Origin of the sequence: Candidatus Nitronereus thalassa (assembly GCF_032191465.1) — a bacterium.
Classification (GTDB): domain Bacteria; phylum Nitrospirota; class Nitrospiria; order Nitrospirales; family UBA8639; genus Nitronereus; species Nitronereus thalassa.
Genome location: NZ_JAQOUE010000002.1, coordinates 486,723 through 503,654 on the forward strand (window position 1 = coordinate 486,723; position 16,932 = coordinate 503,654).

The following is a 16,932-nucleotide window of genomic DNA, read 5'->3' on the forward strand; positions in this document are numbered from 1 at the left end:
TCTCCGGAAGTTAACCTTCGTCAGTGGTCCTGATCCTCGAGATATTTTCTCGTTGAATTTTCACTTTTGTATTGTCATCGATCTGCACCGTAGCGGTCTCTTTATCCAATCGCGTAATACTCCCCCAAATGCCCGAGGAGGTAATTACTTTGTCCCCCTTCTTCAGAGCTTCAAGCATTTTTCTATGCTCTTTTTGTTTACGCTGTTGTGGGAGAATCAGCAAAAAATAAAAGATCACGAAAATCAAAATAAACGGGACTAACGATAAGAGGCCCGCCGGCCCTTCAGCCGCTCCAGCCCCTTGAGCCCATGCCACGGAGGCCATTGAAATTATTGTCACAATACTTGCTCCTTTCGGGAACGTCCATTTCGATCAACGACACCGACGTCTATTTCATCAAGATAGGCCCTGCTGCGAGGCGATGCCTCGCGAGTTGCATAAAACTGTTCACGAAATGCCAACAGGCGATCTTGTTGAATGGCTTCACGCATGTGTTTCATCAGCTGTTGATAATACCACAAGTTATGAAGGGTATTCAGACGAACTCCCAACATTTCATTCGACACGAAGAGATGCCGCAGGTAGGCTCGAGAATACTTCTGGCACACCGGACAGGCACATTGAGCATCAATCGGTGATTCATCACGCATATATTGGGCATTTTTAATCATCACGCGTCCGGTGGAAGTAAACAGCCACCCGGTCCGCCCATGACGCGAAGGCATGACGCAATCGAACATATCAATCCCTCGGATCACCCCTTCCACCAAATCTTCAGGCAACCCAACTCCCATAAGATACCGTGGGTGATCTTCGGGCAACTCGGGGATCGTGACCTCAATCATGGTCAACATGGCCAGCTTATCTTCGCCCAAACTTAGACCACCGAGAGCATATCCATCAAATCCCATTGCAACGAGATCCTGAGCCGCCGTTCGCCGAAGATCGGCATCTAGCCCCCCCTGGACTATGCCAAACAAGGCTTGGCCGCTTCCCTCGGCGGCTACTTTGCACTGCCGCGCCCAATGCCTGGAGCGTCGAACAGCCTCCCGGGCCTGTTCTGTCGTACAAGGATGAGTTGGGCATTCATCAAGGACCATCATGATATCGGAACCTAAGGCTCGTTGAATTTCTATACACCGTTCAGGCGTCAACTGATGGAGAGATCCATCCAGATGCGACTTAAAGGTCACACCTTCATCTGAGATGTGCCGCAAATCCGACAGGCTGACCATTTGAAACCCGCCGCTATCGGTGAGTATGGCTCCCGACCAACTGGCAAAGCGATGCAGTCCGCCCAATTCGGCAATGAGTTCATGCCCCGGACGAAGGTAGAGGTGGTACGAGTTGCTCAGCATCAACCCAAAACCACAGGATTTCAGTTCATCGGGCGTAATCCCTTTGACGGGCCCTAAAGTCCCGACGGGCATAAACACCGGGGTTTCGATGATTCCATGGGGCGTGGTCAATTGCCCCGTTCTCGCCTGACAGGCGGTTTCTTTATATGAGGTCGAAAACTGAATCATAAAATGATCTAAACTTAATTAACTCCGAAACTTGAGTATCGATATCTGAGAAAAATTCGAATTAAGATTTGAAAGTTTTTTTGATTCCGACATTCGTATTTCGAGTCTAGAGAACGTTTTTGAATGATCCTCACACTACATTTTTTCTGGGGCGCTTACCCCTAAGAGCGTGAGACCATTCTTCAGTACAGTTTTGACTTGCTGCAATAAGGCCAATCTGGCTTGGGTGAGAGCCGGAGAGACGATTTCCCGAAGAGCTTCGACGGGTTCGCCCTCGGCCCCTGTATCGATCATGTCATCCTGCCCATCACCATCCTTGGGCGGCAAGACCCGATGCTTGTAATAAAACGCATGGAGCAACCCAGCCAACTCCTGCAAATAGAACGAGATCCGGTGAGGCTCCAAGGCCTGCGCACAACTTTCGATCAAGCCCGGAAAACTGGAAAGGTGTTTGATGAGCCGAAATTCCTCAGGAGCCACAAGTAAAGACAAATCGACATTCTGAACTGCGGGAATCGTCAGGCCGCGTTCTTGCGCAATACGCGATAGACTGGCCAACCGCGCATGGGCATATTGCACATAGTACACAGGATTTTCCGACGATTGCTTTTTGGCTAATTCCAAATCGAATTCCAGATGTGTATCGGATCGCCGCATGAGGAAAAAAAACTTTGCCGCATCCGCGCCCACTTCCTCCGCCACCTCGCGAAGCGTGACGAACTCGCCAGATCGTTTGGACATTTCGACTTTCTCTCCACCTCGCAACAGGCTCACCATCTGCACCAACACAACCTGCAGTCTGTCCTTGGGGTAGCCAAAAGCCTCAACTGCCCCCTGCATTCGAGGCACATATCCATGATGATCAGCACCCCAAATGTTGATGAGCCAATCAAAGCCCCTCGTCAATTTGTCATAATGATAGGCAATGTCTGAAGCCAAGTACGTATAATCACCATCCTTCTTACACACCACACGGTCTTTTTCATCTTTGAATGTTGACGACCGAAACCAAATCGCCCCGTCTTCTTTGAAGACCAGATCTCGCTGTTCCAGATCCTTCAATGCATCCTGTATTTTTCCAGTCGTAAAGAGTGATGCTTCGCTGTACCACGTTTCAAAATTGATCCCAAAGTCAGAGAGGTCCTGCTTGATGGCATCAAGAAGCTTTTCATACGCTAGTTGCCCACATCGAGCCTGTGCGTCTTCCATAGAGAGGGCAAGAAGAGTAGAGCCAACTTGCGCTTGAATGTCTTGGGCTAACTCTTTGATATAGGCTCCATGATATCCGTCCTCAGGAAAATCAACCTTCTGCCCTTCTAACTCTCGATACCTGGCATGAACTGAGGCAGCAAGGAGTTTCATTTGCCGGCCGGCATCATTAATGTAGTACTCACGTTCTACAGAGTACCCAGCGGCACGGAGTAATCGAGCTAACGCTTCTCCCAAAGCCGCCCCACGCCCGTGCCCCATGTGCAGCGGCCCTGTGGGATTGGCACTCACAAATTCCAGTAAAACTCGCCGGCCTTGGCCAATCCTGCTCTGCCCATAGCATTCCCCCTGTGTTTCAATTTCAGTGAGCACTGAATGCCAACAGTCTCGACGAAGGGTGAAATTCAGAAATCCCGGGGGAGCAATATCAATTTTTTCAAAAATTCGGCAAGAGGTTCTTAATTGTTCCGCTAGAAGATCCGCCACCGCACGGGGCGGTTTGCCTTCTTTCTTGGCAATGGACATGGCTACATGGGATGAGAGGTCTCCCCATTCCTCACGTTTGGGAAATTCTACTGTAGGAGAGGGAAAGGATTCCGAGTTGAGCAACCCCTGATTTTTAACTTTTTCAAGGGCTTCTGAAATGGCCGAAGAAACTTGTTCTTGAACTATACCTGCAGACACAATATCTCTCTATCCTAGCTTAATATATGAAGATTTTCGGGGAATGGGCTCGGAATCTAACACAGCCTTCCGCAGGCTGGCAAGCGAGAAAACCCTTACTGAGTATTAACCAAACTGCCGAAATGCACGACTTTTCGAGAATGATTTGCTAAACGCTCAGCCACCTGAACGATCTCCTCGATGGGGTGCATCAAACAAGATTTTTTTGAGCATTGTTGAACTGCATTCCAATCCTGACACTGGCACCCGAGTCCTTGAAGAATTTCCACCTTTGCCCCCCTTGGTCCCCAACGTCGATGGTCCGTTGGGCCAAACAAGGCGAGGGTGGGAACTTCCAATGCCGCGGCCAAGTGAGTTAACCCGGAATCGTGTCCCACAAAAACATCCACTCCCCGTAACACCTTCATAACACACAACAATTCAGTATCTTTCAAGATTTCACAGGACACTTGATTAATAAAAGGCTTTAACACAAAAGCCATTTCTGCATCGGCTGGGCCTTGGCATAGAATGACCTTACGATAGGGTGCATTCGCCAACCGCCTAATGATACGTCCCATTCTTTCGGGCGATACACATTTATGTTGGCTCCCACTTCCATAATGAACCATAAAAACCTGAGGTTCATGACGAATCGGAGAATCAAGGATACCCTCTTTGAGGCGTGCACTTGGAAAATTCAGAGGAAACAATTGAGAAGGGTTAGTACCCGTATTTTCTGTTTCCCAATGCTCTAAAGATTCGCAATATCGATCAGCCTGATGGACTGCCGACAACAACTCATCATGAGGGGAAATAATGCAGCGATTCTGTATCCCCATTTTCTTAAAATTTTCCCCCAACCGCCCGTCGCGATCTTGCATCCAAGCCACGACATGATCGCAGCGGGACAACACCTCAGCAGAGTCCCCATCCAATTGAGGATCGTCTCTAAGCAATTCGCTCAAGACTGGCCCTTCCATGTCCATAAAACGATCCGCGGCTTTCAATTGGACCAAAACCTTCCCGATTTCCTGCCGCACCAACATGACGAGTTCATGTTGAGGACAACAAGTACGAATAACCTGAAGGGCCTGTAGGGACAACACCACATCCCCCAATGTCCCTGGATGGATTATGAACACAACTGGGCTTTTGCTTGTGCGGATCATCATGAGATTAGGGAGAAGGGCTTTTAATTTTTTTGGCCAATTCCAGGTCAGCAGGAGAGTTAAGGTTCATAAATGATAGTAGATCAGGATCGTAGGGCATAATGTCGGATTCGGGAATCATCTGAACTTGCAATGACGGATGCCGGATGAGCTCTTGGAGTCGAAGTTTTTCTTCCTTCACCATTTTCTCTATGACAGGAAGACAACGCTTGGAATAAATACCGTGCATGGTTTGAGGTCCATGCGCCAGTTGAGCCAAATGGATATCTCCTTCATCAGCAAGAGAAGCCATAAACCGAATAACCTCAGGATTTAAAAATGGCATATCACAAGCCACAACAAATATTCGTGGATTTTTTGCATAAAATAACCCGGTATAGAGCCCCCCGGCAGCGGCTCGATTGGGAATAATATCATGAACGACCTTTATATGAGTTGCCTCAATTGGAAAATCCCCTTCGCCCAAAACAACGATGACTTCCTGAAAAATAGTTTTTAATACCCCAAGCGCTCGATTAAATAGTGTCTCCCCAGAAAGAAGAATGGACCGCTTATCATTGCCCATTCGCCTGCTCTTTCCTCCGGCTAAAAGAACCCCTGTAATGTGGTTAATTACCATAATGATTTTTTCACAAAAAAAGGGGGGTGGGTTTTCCCCCACCCCCCTTTTTTCATTCCAGGACCATTTTGGCCCAAGAGCTGATATGTAAATTAGGCCTGGCCTTGCGCCTTACGGCGATTGGCACGTCGACCAAGCACCCAACCTTCTAAAATGATGATTCCCACAGCCATTAAAGCAGGGTAGATGTATGTAGTGGTTGGAATTGGTGGCTCCATCACGAGGTAGTAAAACGCGGAAACCGCCATTTTCCGTCCCACATCACCATTATGGCCATCCCATGCAAAAAATACCATGGGAATGTATTTTCCACTCTCTAAATAGGCTACTTCTTCATAATCGCCTTTAAGAGGACGCTTGATAATCACGGTCCACCGGCCATGAACCCACTCTGCTTTTACCACAGAGACTTCTTCTTGAAAGTCCAAATCATAGAAGTCCATATCCCAGCCAGTTCCTTCATACACCCCTAGGTGTCCATCTGCTGTCCATTTGGTGATATCAGCAGCAAAATTCTCATCTCCCCAGAAGTACCGTGGTTTACGTGGCGCGGGTAACTCCTGCCATTTTCGTGGGAATTGAAACGCAATTCCATCGTTAAAAACTTGGTATCCATCTTTTTGTTTGGCAGCAATGGATTCGGGATGGAATCGCTCATCCTTAAACAGCGAGCCATTGGGTTGCTGTTCTTCAATCCCATAATCACCGAGATTAACTTCGGTTCTATCCCAGTCGACTTCGCCCTCCTGAATACTCTTCGTTCGGTCGTCCCATTTGAACATAAATAGGATATGCTCATCGTTATATACTGATTGCACCCAGGCATCATCAATACGATTCACGAAGTTTCTTGGTTTATGAGTAATTTGCCCCCCCAGAGCCACCCAAATTCTTGGAGCGGTCTTCCAAGCTTCTCCGTTTTCATCCGTAGGTAGTTCCCCTTCCACAAATTTTGATGGAATTACGAACGTACCTTTGGGCTTATCTGTTTGAGGATCTATTGGCAAAGGTTGCGCCGCGTTAAATGCAGCAGCGGTTTCCTCACTAACTGTCCCATTGGGAGCATCTATCTCGACCTGTCTTTCACACAGGGAATTTACATAATTGGCAATATCCCAACGATCCGCGATACTCGTAGTATCAGCAAATGATGGCATTGGGGTCCCATTAATACCAGTGGAAAACGTACGGAAGATATTTTTTACATTGTAAGGATCTTGCCGACTCCCACGAAAATTCCAACACTTATGCCAATCCGCTGGTTGAATAGAAAAACCCCAGTCGTCTTTCAAATTAAAGGCGTTGCCATCCCCGCGACCTTCCATGCCATGACATTCAACACATTTTTTCTCTTGGACCAATTCTGATCCACGCTTGATGGATTCAGGAGTTTTTGGTGTCGCTTGAATTTTATCTAGTTCCAAAACATAAAAATCTTCAAACTCCGTATCTTGCCAGTCGCGATCCTTCACGAGTTGAGTGCTGACAAACGCAATTACATCCTTTCGTTGTTCTTCCGTTAAGATTCCTTCCCACGAAGGCATTGCCGAACCCGGAAGACCATGGGTCACAGTTTGGAGAAGATCAAGGTTTACAACTGGCAATTGTCCGCTTGCAGTATGACGAATTTTGAAGGTTCCCTGCACAAAGTTCCTTGGGCGTGGCCACAATCGTACTGCACCAGGTCCATCCCCCGCACCCTCAACCCCATGACACCAAACACATTTAGTAAAATATACTCGCTTTCCTGATTCTATTTGTTCTGCACTTGGTGGAGGAGCTGCTGTTTGTTTCACAAAACCCTCTGGTGGACCATCTTGTGCCCAACCTGATATTGGTAGACATGCTCCAAGTAGAAAACTTAATCCTACTGTGAGAGCAAAACGTCTTGATGTGCTCGCCTTGAATTTCAAGTTACTGTTCATTGTTTTCCTCTTCAAATTGCCAGTCAACAATTGTTCGGTTAACACCATATCAATCTGGTTAATCCCATGTACGGGGATAATACCCGGTGTGCCAATATTCAAACATTACCACTTTCCAGATTTCATCAACCGTAAGATGTTGTTCCCAAGGCGGCATAACGGAAGCCCAAGGGAACCCTTCCCCAGGCAGTCCAATACCACCTTTCGCTACACGCCAAAATACAAAAGTCTCTTGCAACTGGGCAATTGTTCCAGCATCAGTGAAGTTAGCCGGAATTGGATTAAAGGCATAGGCCCACAGCCCGCGACCATTCAGGTTATCGCCGTGACAGAAGTGGCAATTTTGAAAGAATATTTCTCCACCTTCACGCACATACTTCGTATAACCCTCAGCGTTGGGATCCCAAGGATTAAAATTTGGATCGTTCACATCTTTCATGAGGCGACCCATGGCCTGCTCTACAATTCTTTCATCGGTATAGGCTTGGTCATATTTGCCTTCTTTATTCACGCGGTAAGGATTTTGAACCGTTTGCAGTACAAAAGTTTTTCCTTGAACCTTTGTTGTAGCTGGCGGTGCTGGATGCACTGTTCGTAACTCAATGGGCTCTTCAAAACTTGGCAGGAACGAATTGTATGCAAATCCACCCAATGCCAATGGTATAACAATGAGGGCGACAACTCTAACTGCCTTGTGGAATCCAGTAATCCCATCCATCACATTAAGGATAGGTCGCTTAAATTCTTCCCAGGCACCCTGTGATCCGGAAACCCACATAAAGATTCCACATGCTGACACTGTGCCGTAAATGGCTCTCACACTAAAAGGAATAGGAGGATAAATTCGGTACTTAAGATAGAGTTGAATGTATATCCATACTCCAATTCCAGCCCAGAAGGCCGAAATTCCCATTCCTGCCTTTTTTAGCGACCAGTTGATCAAGGCAAACACTAAGATTGAACAAGCCAATTCAGAAATCATCTGCATTGGCATGTAGCCTTCTACTAACTTTAACCAGGTCATTGTGTAAACTCCTGTTTTATATTTTCAGAGCTTGGGAATACGGTTCAATTAAATTCGTCTAACGCTGGGGGTTCTTTTCCCTCTTCCAATCGTGACAAATAATCCACAATTTTATTTACGGCACCAGCACTTAATTTCACCCCAAAATCCTTTGGCATTTGATTATCAGGGTAATCTTTGACCACATAGGCGCTGGGCTTCAAAATTGATTCCGTAATGTATTCACGAGCTGATTTTGCTCTTCCCTGATAACCAGGATCCTTCATACGTTTAACGGCATTGCTTCCCTCCATCAACAAGGGACCAACCTTACCCGTCGCCCCCTCAATGCCCGGAATCGTGTGGCATGCCGGACAACCAGCCTTCATGAAGAGATCTGTAATGGGCTCTTCACCTGTTGCAAGAACACCGCCGGCTGCCTCATCGCCACCTGCACTTGCTTTTGGGCGATCTGCCTCAGGAATAAACTTTTCATAGGAGGCCTGAATTTCATCATAAGTCGGCGGATCTTTACCTTCCCGAACGTACATCCAGGTATCAACTGCTGCCATCTCACCAATAGTCAGTGATATCGGTGGCTTATGAATTCTAGGCATAGGACTTTCCGTATCATTCGAGCCTTTCACTCCAAAACCAGGAACCACGAAACAATTCGGGCAAGCATGTGATTCAGCAATATATTCCTGCCCTGTTGTAGCCGTCCCTGAGCCCTCAAACGCTTCTTTTTGAACCGTATCGCGGGCTGCCGGATCGTTCATATGATATTTTTCGTGCTTAAGCCTTTCTTCAGCTCTAGCAGGAATATCCCAAAGGTTTGGTGCTCTTTCACTCAAAAACCCCTGATTAAATCCGTGACAGAGAGGACATTGGCCTTTTCCTATGGCACCCTGAACCTTACTCTGCCCAAGACCGCCAAAAATAATCTTTTCGCCTTCATCGCCCAATTGCTGGGCAGACATACTTTGGAAATCTAGCTTCACCTCCGGAGGAGGGAATCCCCCTTCTACCTGGGGCAACCAATTTCCATAACCCGACAAGGCAGCGGCAACAAAGAACATAAACCCGCCAATTTTCATTAGCGCACTTATGTTTGAAAAATAGATTCCCATCAAAAACGTCAAACTGGTAATCATCACCAGAGAGATAGGCAACTTCCCATCATCAACCCCAAAATTATCCCGATAGTTGACAATTGCGATTAACAACATGACGGAGGCAATTAATCCGATCATGGTATTAAAAGTCATGTTCTTTTTTACTTCAGGGTCTTTCACCTTCGTTTGCTTATAAAGGGAAATCCCAACAACCAAGGCTAAAAATGGCCAACCAAATGCGATTGCCTCCGTTAATAATTCAAGCACCTTGTTACCCTCCATCAATATTGACCCTCTCGTTCATGGGAGGAGAGGGTCAATATTTTTAATTCAGCTTTTTCGTTAAAATTTCAGTCTTTTTTCTATCTTAATTTCCACCAGCGGGCTGTGGTGAAGGAATTCCCTGTGCAGGCTCCTTAGCCGCCACCGGGGCCTTCTTAGTACCCAGAGTTCCGAGCCAAAAGACAAACATAATGGAAATCCAGAAAAATAACACATTAAACGAAATCACATTGGCGGCAAATCCAATGGTGTGAGTGTAGGCCCAAGGAGAATTATCTCGCATAATTTCATTCACGTGCCAGAACAGCCTTACGGAAGATCGGATATAACCCATCAATCCCATCATCCAAGTAAAGGCAGTGGCTAACATGATAAGGGCATACTGAGAGCGAGGGGCAATCTTTCCGTACTCAATTGGACCAATTTCTTTTGCCCCCTTCAACATCATTAGATTGATTGTTGACCCGATAAACAAACAGGACAGCGTCCCAGCCACCTGAGGCACGGACAACCCAATTCGAACGTTTGCCGGAATAAAATACCCGTAGCAAGCCACCCAAATATTATTGATATGTCCCACCACAAAGAAGGTGATCAAGAAGATATTTCCAAAACTTGCCCAGCTTACCGCCGGCAATTTATTTCCCCTCTGATACCAAATGAAACTTGCGATCGTTATCATGATAATCGCATTGATACCGCCATTTTTGGCCGACATTACGCCATAGTTACCCAACACCGGATGCTGCTGACCACCCATGGCTTTCAATTCTGCCGGCGTCATCACGATAGTGTGAGGCGTAATGAATACGAGGAGACCGACGACCAAGATGAATACGAAGTACTTAATATACCTCTGAAACCTATCACCCCCAGTCATCCTTCCAAGGGCTTGCCAGAGATAGTAGTTAGTGGTCAAGAATAGAATCCCGATCATGGTAGCCTGAATAATGAACAACCAAGCAAGCAAACCACCCATCAAAGTGATACCCATTTGCTGTCTATAGGCATACACCTCACGCATCAACCAATATCCAGCAAAGGGAAGGGGAATTAAGAATGCCACCCCTAGTGACATAGCAATGTAACCCATCCAATCATAATGGGCTCGCTCTTCATCCGTCTTTGCTGATAAAAATCTATAGGCGGCATAGGCGGCTACCACACCACCACCAAACGCCATATTCCCAAGAATGCGATGCACGTTAAGAGGATTCCAAAGGGCGGTATGCAGAACGTGCCAAATATTTCCCAAATAACGACCCTGCTCATCAACACCAGCAGGAGACATCATGAAAGCGATCCAGGAATTCGCCAAGAACATCAGCACAGTCCCAATAACGTTCAGAACCACGGACATACTGACGTGGATCCACTTCAGCAGTCCCTCTTTCATCTTGTCCCAACCATAGTAGTAGATGTATAGGCATCCACTTTCCGCCACAAACATCAAGGCATATATATGCATGACAGGTCGGAAGATACTGGAGAGGTAACCAAAGAAGGAAGGATACAGCGTCAGGAAGGTAAAGATGAGAATTCCACCGAGAATTGCCGTTAACGAATAAGCGGTAAGACTGATTTTAATAAAGTCATAGGCAAGCTGATCATACTTCTTTGCCATCGCCTTATCTTTACTAATCAACCCCGCAAACTCAATGCACATACAAAAGATAGGGACTGCTAGCACAAAGCTTCCATAGTAGAGATGTTGCTGATTGGCCACCCAGAGAAGAACGCGGCTTTCAAAGTTGTATCGTGGATAAAACTCTGCCGTATCCTCAGTTTTGGGAGCAGGAGCCCCTACGACAGGCCCCTCGGTTTTGTAATATACATCACGACCAACCTCAACTTTTTCCCCCTCTACTTCACCTTCAGCTTCGGCTGCAGCTTTTTGAGCTGCAAGGACCTCAGGAGGAGGACCACCTGCTGATCCGCCACCGCCGCCAGCTAAAGCCGGAAGCGCCACAAAAATTGGGAGCACCAACATCGCTCCCATCGCAAATAAACCTGTGACGGCCAGAATTTTCTTCTTAGCCTGTCCTAAATTGAGGCGACCCATGACCAACCTCCTTTGTTCTTTGAACAAACTCAAAGAGCCTAAATATTTTTGAAGTTCTTTCATTACGTTCAACTCTATTCACCTAAAAACTAGGCTAGCGAAGAATATAGAAGTAATCCAGTCCCTGCATGTCCATAAGGAACCAATCTAGGAACTGAAAATACCCCACCGAAATGACCAACGAAATAATGACATAAATGATTTTCTGCATTCCCACTCCTCCTTAGCAAGAGCTACTACCTGTCAACCAAGGGAAAACAATTACTCCACCGATCAGCATGGGCATTGAATCCCAGCGAACCAGTAAAAGAACCAAAAGCTTACCGCGCAGGTGACATAAAAAATCGCCTTCCCCACCTTGGTTTCGATTGAATCAGTTTTTGCCATTTTTTACCCCTAAATACTTAAATAGTTAACACTAATTAATTGTACTCTTGACTCTTTTCTCTCCGATATGATACTCATCGATCACTTTTACAAACGAGGTCAAATAAATGCGAAATAACGCAAAAGTGTTCGATATTATAGTGCTGGCTGGAATGGTTGTCAATATTCTTTTGGCCGTCTTTTTGATTCTCTACTACTTTGATTTCCTTTAAAATTCCTTTTACGCCTTAGATTTTTTGTTCTGGGCTTGGTCAGGGTTTTTATCTAATTGTGAAGTCGCGCACCTGAACCCGATGGTTTCATCTCGGAAATCGGGGATCATAAAACTCCTCGCGGTAATTCGCAGATCGCTCCCATGGCTGGTATACCCAGCCCCACGAAGCGTTTTATACCCACCATGATCAGCCGAATTAACCTCCCTGGGCTCATTGGGGTTTACCGCCTGTTCTTCGTACCAGTTCTCCACCCATTCCATCATATTCCCAAACCCATCATAGATTCCAAAGGGGCTACGGTCTAATGGAAAAGAACCCACAGGGGCTGTGGCTTCATATCCATCTTCCGGACCTCCCAGATTCGCCTTAAAGATTCTTGGAGAATTTCCCCATGGCCACAACCGACCATCGATCCCCCTCATAGCTTTTTCCCATTCAGCCTCGGTGGGCAGTCGATATCCCTTCCAGCGGCAATACGCATCCGCATCATGCCAGGATACGTAGGCCACCGGCTGATTCGGGCTTCGGAGTTGAGTAAGCCGTTTCGCGTACCTGGAAGGTGGACCAGGATTTCGATGTCCCGTTTCCTCCACAAATTCTGCATAATGATGATTGGTGACTTCATGACGAGCAATCCAATACCCTTTAAGCATGACAATACGCTCCGGTCGTTCATTAAAACCACCTTGTTTTGTTCCCAGAATAAATTCCCCTGGGGGAATATGGACCATTTCTTCTGGAATTATCTCGACAGGAGCATCAGGAGCTTGGGGATTTTGAAGGGGTTCAGCCATTTCCGCAAGATCTGGATCAGGGGGGGGAGAAGAAGTTCCTCGCAAAATCCCTGAGACTGGCATGCCAATCATGAATAGGATCACGGCCGCAAGAATCAGCTTTAATCGGATATCCATGAGTTAAGAACAACACCGTTTATACATCAGGGCGACTCAGCCCGTGATGCAGGCTCATAGGCATCAGCATCAAGGGCACATCGAAAGCCCATTGTGGCATCTGTCCTCCACATTTTTGCAGAAAAGCGTTTCGTGACCCTGGCATTTAATTTTGAATCGCGCCAAGTCCCCCCCCGAATTACTTTAAACTCGGAATCGTCCGGACCAGGTGGATCTCGAAACGGCGTATTTTGATAATATTTTGGATCGTATGAATCAGCCACCCACTCCGCCACATTCCCCGTCATATCATAGACACCATACGGACTACGCCCGACCTCATAGGACCCCACGGGTGCTAGATATGGAAAACCATCGTCTTCCCCGTCTACGTTTGAATAGGTATAGCTAAATTCATTTCCCCAAGGATAAAGACGCCGGCCTTCCCCACGCGCGGCTTTTTCCCATTCGGCTTCGGTGGGTAACCGTTTCCCGGCCCATTGGCAATAGGCAAAAGCATCGTTCCATCCTACACCCACCACAGGAAAATCAGGATCTCGCAACTTTGAAATATCTTCCTCAAAAACCGGAACTTTTGGTTTTTCTCGTTTGACCATGTTGACAAAACGGTCGTACTCCGACTGAGTCACTTCCTTGAGATCAATAAAGAAGGCTTTGAGATATACCGGGTGTGCTGGGGCTTCATCGGGATCACCCTGGTCATAGCCCATTGTAAAGGGTCCCTCAGGGATTTCCACCATTTCCCGACCTTCATTGCCAACCACGGTACGGTACATGGAGTAATCTTGGACTTTGACGGGTTCAATTAATTTGGGTTTGTCCTTTTGGGAGGTGGCCACTAAACGTTCCCGCTCGGCTTTTCCTTTATAGGTTTCGTAGATCAACATCACCATCATCAAAATAAAAGAAGCAAACACGAAGATAATGGAGCCGATCAACACGCCTCGATTTTCCATATGCCTTCAACCTATTTGCACGATGCAACAACCCTTAGATTTGACAATTCAATCAATGGTGCAACCCAAAGAGCTCCATCAATCAGGAAGCAGGCTTGACCCGCTTTCGAAAAAATACGTCCAACAACATGGAGATCCAGGTTCCCAAGAACCCCCCCATGGCGGCTCCAGAACCAGCGCCAATAGTAATATTATGCGCGCCAGCAACCAACCATGCCAAGGCGCCGCCCAATACCGCGCCAACCAAAATCCCTACGAAAAACCGACGGCCACCAATTAACCCAATACCTGCTCCCAGCACCAAACCCATACCCGTGGCTGCATAGAGAAACGCACCGCCCATTAACATGCCAATGAGCAATCCAACGGTCCCCATCACGGCAAGGCCGAGAGCCACGTCAATAATTTTTTCCGTAGTAATGGTAGCTCCAGAGTATTAGAACGTCTCAGAAGAACACTATTTCTCACTGATTTCAATCGAGCCGAAATCGACTTCTACTCCTGGGCCGCTTTGCAAGGAAATCCCCCAGGCTTTTTCCGCGGGTTCATGCTTATGGATATCAATAAAATCTTTGTACGCATTAACCTCTTCTTCAATCCACTCACCAAACTGCTCATTTCCTGACCGGACGACCACTTCGGCGGCACCAAACATGCCGCCATCTTTTACGTCGCCTTTAGGGCGGGTCCCACTCCAGATATACTTAGTGGAAACCGGAATGAACATAAAATCCACATCCAAATTTGCAAACACCGCCGCGAAATAGTCCGCATCATTGGGAGCGGAAATGACTCGCCACCGCCAGCGTAAAATCGGATGGGTTTTCGGGTCCCACATGATATTTTTCGTATACACACGTTGGTTCGCACCTTTGCCTTTTAAAAATACAGCATCGCCTTCTTTATGAATGGAATACGCCTCTTGAGCTGTGACTTTGCTACGTGAACCCTCCCACCCTTGGGGGAACCCATCAACATCAGGGTGCTGAAAGTCTTCCAACACCATGCCAGAAGTGCGTCCTTCATCTGCTTGAACCAGAAGCCCCCCGGGATTTCCAATAACGACAAACCCGATGACCATCAAGCCAAACAGTTTTTCAATAATATGCATAGACCTTTGACACTTCACGCCGATTCCTCTCTTGAAAAAGTCTGAACAAGTGAAATTTCACCTGGGTCATTCGAAGTTTCTTTGGCAACGACGACCTGCCGATCCTTAGTTCCCAGCCAAAACATGACAAACACCGAAGCCCAAAAGAGCAACATATTCATTGTGACCATTTTCGCAACAAACGTGATTTCTGGCGTAAATGCCCATGGAGAAACATCGGCCATCAAATCCTTAACATGCCATCCCAATCGTCCAGCGGAGCGAATATACCCCATAAGCCCCATCACCCACGTAAACATGGCGGCAACGGCGAATAAGGATACCATGCCACGCACAGAAATTTTCCCCCATTGCACCGGACCTCGTAGCTGGGCTCCACGCAGCATCAATTGATTCAACACCAATCCCACAATTAACACCGTCGCAGTCGTCGCTCCCTGAGGAACCGAGAGACCGACCCTTACGTGGGCCGGAATAAAAAACCCATAGATCGCCACCCACACGATATTGACGATGCCAAGCGCAAACAAGGCGCCCAAGGCAATATTCCCGGCCGTGGCCCACGGGACCGTAATAACCCGATTCGCTCTCCGATAGAGTAAATAACTCAGCCCAGTGAGACAAATCATGACATTGATGGCGCCATTCTTTGCAGACATCACCCCGAATTGACCAATGACCGGATGTTGTGCCGCCCCCATCGCTTTCATTTCACTCGGAGTCATGGCAATAGTATGCGGAGTAAACCATACGAGGAAAGCCATCATCAGCCCGCCGACAATTAACTTAAAGTATGGATCAAACCGATCGCCACCCCGGATGCGCCCCAACGATTGCCAAATATAATAATTGATGCCCAGGAAGAGGGCACCAATGGTAATGGCCTGCACCACAAAAAGCCAGGTAAGCAACCCACCCATCATTGTCACACCCATTTCTTGCCGAAATTCAAACACGGCCCGCATGAGCCAATACCCGGCAAACGGCATGGGAAGCAACGCACATACCATCACCACGATAAAGACATAGCCTACCCAATCATAATAGGCCCGTTCACTTTCCACACGCGTCCGTAAAAAACGATAGGCAGCATAGGCGACAACCACCGCGCCACCAGACATGATATCTGCAAGGAACCGATGAGCATTCAAGGGATTCCAGAGCGGAGAATGCAACAAATGCCAGATATTTCCCAAAAATCGTCCACTCGCATCTACGCCAGCCGGAGCCATCATGAAAGAGGCCCAGGCATTGGCCATCAGTAGCAAAAGAAGTCCCATGGAGTTAGCCAGCACCCCAATCGACATGTGAAGCCACTTTCGCCCCCCGTTCGCCATCTTATCCCAACTGTAGTAGTACAAAACCAGGAGAAAGGATTCACCCAGAAACACCATGGCATAGGCGGGCATCAAATTTTTAAACGTCGTGCCCATATAATTCATGAACCCAGAATACAGGGTGACAAATCCGACGAGCATCACACTGCCCAGGAGAGCGGTAACCGACAGGGCCAACACACCAACGCGTAAAATATCCCGCCCCAATTCATCATAGCGCTTAACAGCTTCTGGGTCGCGACGCGAACGCGAAAATAATTCGAGTAAGAGAGCAAACAAGGGCAACGCCAGGACAAATCCTCCAAAATAAGTATGTTGCTGCGTGACTACCCACATAAGAATTCGATTATCGATCGTGCCCCATTGAGGATAAACTGATTTAATTTCCTGAGAAGCTACACCCTGAGGCTGCCCTTCGGTTTGATAATACACATCCCT

General features: G+C 47.2%; 14 protein-coding genes. All 14 read right to left on the reverse strand.

Translation table 11 applies throughout. The features are described 5' to 3' along the window. Positions 1 to 10: 10 nt before the first annotated feature. Complete coding sequence (gene yajC / locus PPG34_RS17560; protein ID WP_313834749.1) at positions 11 to 340, reverse strand: preprotein translocase subunit YajC; 330 nt, start codon at positions 338 to 340, stop codon at positions 11 to 13. Beyond that, complete coding sequence (gene tgt / locus PPG34_RS17565) at positions 337 to 1,527, reverse strand: tRNA guanosine(34) transglycosylase Tgt (protein ID WP_313834750.1); 1,191 nt, start codon at positions 1,525 to 1,527, stop codon at positions 337 to 339. The genes yajC and tgt overlap by 4 nt, the downstream gene beginning before the upstream one ends. 135 nt (positions 1,528 to 1,662) lie before the next feature. Further along, positions 1,663 to 3,420, reverse strand: coding sequence for an arginine--tRNA ligase (argS, locus tag PPG34_RS17570; RefSeq protein WP_313834751.1), 1,758 nt, complete (start codon positions 3,418 to 3,420; stop codon positions 1,663 to 1,665). Positions 3,421 to 3,515: 95 nt separating this feature from the next. Continuing rightward, a complete protein-coding gene (locus PPG34_RS17575) occupies positions 3,516 to 4,544 on the reverse strand; it encodes a glycosyltransferase family 9 protein (RefSeq protein WP_313834752.1) in 1,029 nt (342 codons plus the stop codon). Between the two features lie 34 nt (positions 4,545 to 4,578). Continuing rightward, a complete protein-coding gene (mobA, locus tag PPG34_RS17580) occupies positions 4,579 to 5,190 on the reverse strand; it encodes a molybdenum cofactor guanylyltransferase (RefSeq protein ID WP_313834753.1) in 612 nt (203 codons plus the stop codon). 92 nt (positions 5,191 to 5,282) lie between these two features. Continuing rightward, positions 5,283 to 7,115 (reverse strand): c-type cytochrome, encoded by a 1,833-nt coding sequence (locus tag PPG34_RS17585; protein WP_420888114.1) that lies wholly within the window; start codon positions 7,113 to 7,115, stop codon positions 5,283 to 5,285. A gap of 58 nt (positions 7,116 to 7,173) precedes the next feature. Beyond that, entirely contained in the window at positions 7,174 to 8,139 is a 966-nt protein-coding gene (locus PPG34_RS17590) for a c-type cytochrome (RefSeq protein WP_313834754.1), read from the reverse strand. 44 nt (positions 8,140 to 8,183) lie between these two features. Then, a complete protein-coding gene (locus PPG34_RS17595) occupies positions 8,184 to 9,500 on the reverse strand; it encodes a nitric oxide reductase (RefSeq protein WP_313834755.1) in 1,317 nt (438 codons plus the stop codon). A gap of 100 nt (positions 9,501 to 9,600) precedes the next feature. Continuing rightward, entirely contained in the window at positions 9,601 to 11,577 is a 1,977-nt protein-coding gene (locus tag PPG34_RS17600) for a cytochrome ubiquinol oxidase subunit I (protein ID WP_313834756.1), read from the reverse strand. Positions 11,578 to 12,184: 607 nt separating this feature from the next. Beyond that, a complete protein-coding gene (locus PPG34_RS17605) occupies positions 12,185 to 13,090 on the reverse strand; it encodes a formylglycine-generating enzyme family protein (RefSeq protein WP_313834757.1) in 906 nt (301 codons plus the stop codon). A gap of 26 nt (positions 13,091 to 13,116) precedes the next feature. Beyond that, the gene (locus tag PPG34_RS17610) at positions 13,117 to 14,046 is read right to left on the reverse strand and encodes a formylglycine-generating enzyme family protein (protein WP_313834758.1); all 930 of its coding nucleotides are present in this window, start codon (positions 14,044 to 14,046) and stop codon (positions 13,117 to 13,119) included. An 82-nt stretch (positions 14,047 to 14,128) separates the two neighbouring features. Further along, positions 14,129 to 14,443: a hypothetical protein gene (locus tag PPG34_RS17615; protein WP_313834759.1), complete on the reverse strand. Its 315-nt coding sequence runs from the start codon at positions 14,441 to 14,443 to the stop codon at positions 14,129 to 14,131. 60 nt (positions 14,444 to 14,503) lie between these two features. Beyond that, a complete protein-coding gene (locus PPG34_RS17620) occupies positions 14,504 to 15,175 on the reverse strand; it encodes a DUF3047 domain-containing protein (RefSeq protein WP_313834760.1) in 672 nt (223 codons plus the stop codon). Beyond that, positions 15,172 to 16,926: a cytochrome ubiquinol oxidase subunit I gene (locus PPG34_RS17625; RefSeq protein ID WP_313834761.1), complete on the reverse strand. Its 1,755-nt coding sequence runs from the start codon at positions 16,924 to 16,926 to the stop codon at positions 15,172 to 15,174. The genes PPG34_RS17620 and PPG34_RS17625 overlap by 4 nt, the downstream gene beginning before the upstream one ends. Between the last annotated feature and the right edge of the window lie 6 nt (positions 16,927 to 16,932).

Coding starts and splice junctions, on each gene's coding strand:
- tgt (WP_313834750.1), bottom strand. CDS start 1,527: ATGATTCAGTTTTCGACCTCATATAAAGAAACCGCCTGTCAGGCGAGA.
- mobA (WP_313834753.1), bottom strand. CDS start 5,190: ATGGTAATTAACCACATTACAGGGGTTCTTTTAGCCGGAGGAAAGAGC.
- PPG34_RS17585 (WP_420888114.1), bottom strand. CDS start 7,115: ATGAACAGTAACTTGAAATTCAAGGCGAGCACATCAAGACGTTTTGCT.
- PPG34_RS17590 (WP_313834754.1), bottom strand. CDS start 8,139: ATGACCTGGTTAAAGTTAGTAGAAGGCTACATGCCAATGCAGATGATT.
- PPG34_RS17600 (WP_313834756.1), bottom strand. CDS start 11,577: ATGGGTCGCCTCAATTTAGGACAGGCTAAGAAGAAAATTCTGGCCGTC.
- PPG34_RS17605 (WP_313834757.1), bottom strand. CDS start 13,090: ATGGATATCCGATTAAAGCTGATTCTTGCGGCCGTGATCCTATTCATG.
- PPG34_RS17610 (WP_313834758.1), bottom strand. CDS start 14,046: ATGGAAAATCGAGGCGTGTTGATCGGCTCCATTATCTTCGTGTTTGCT.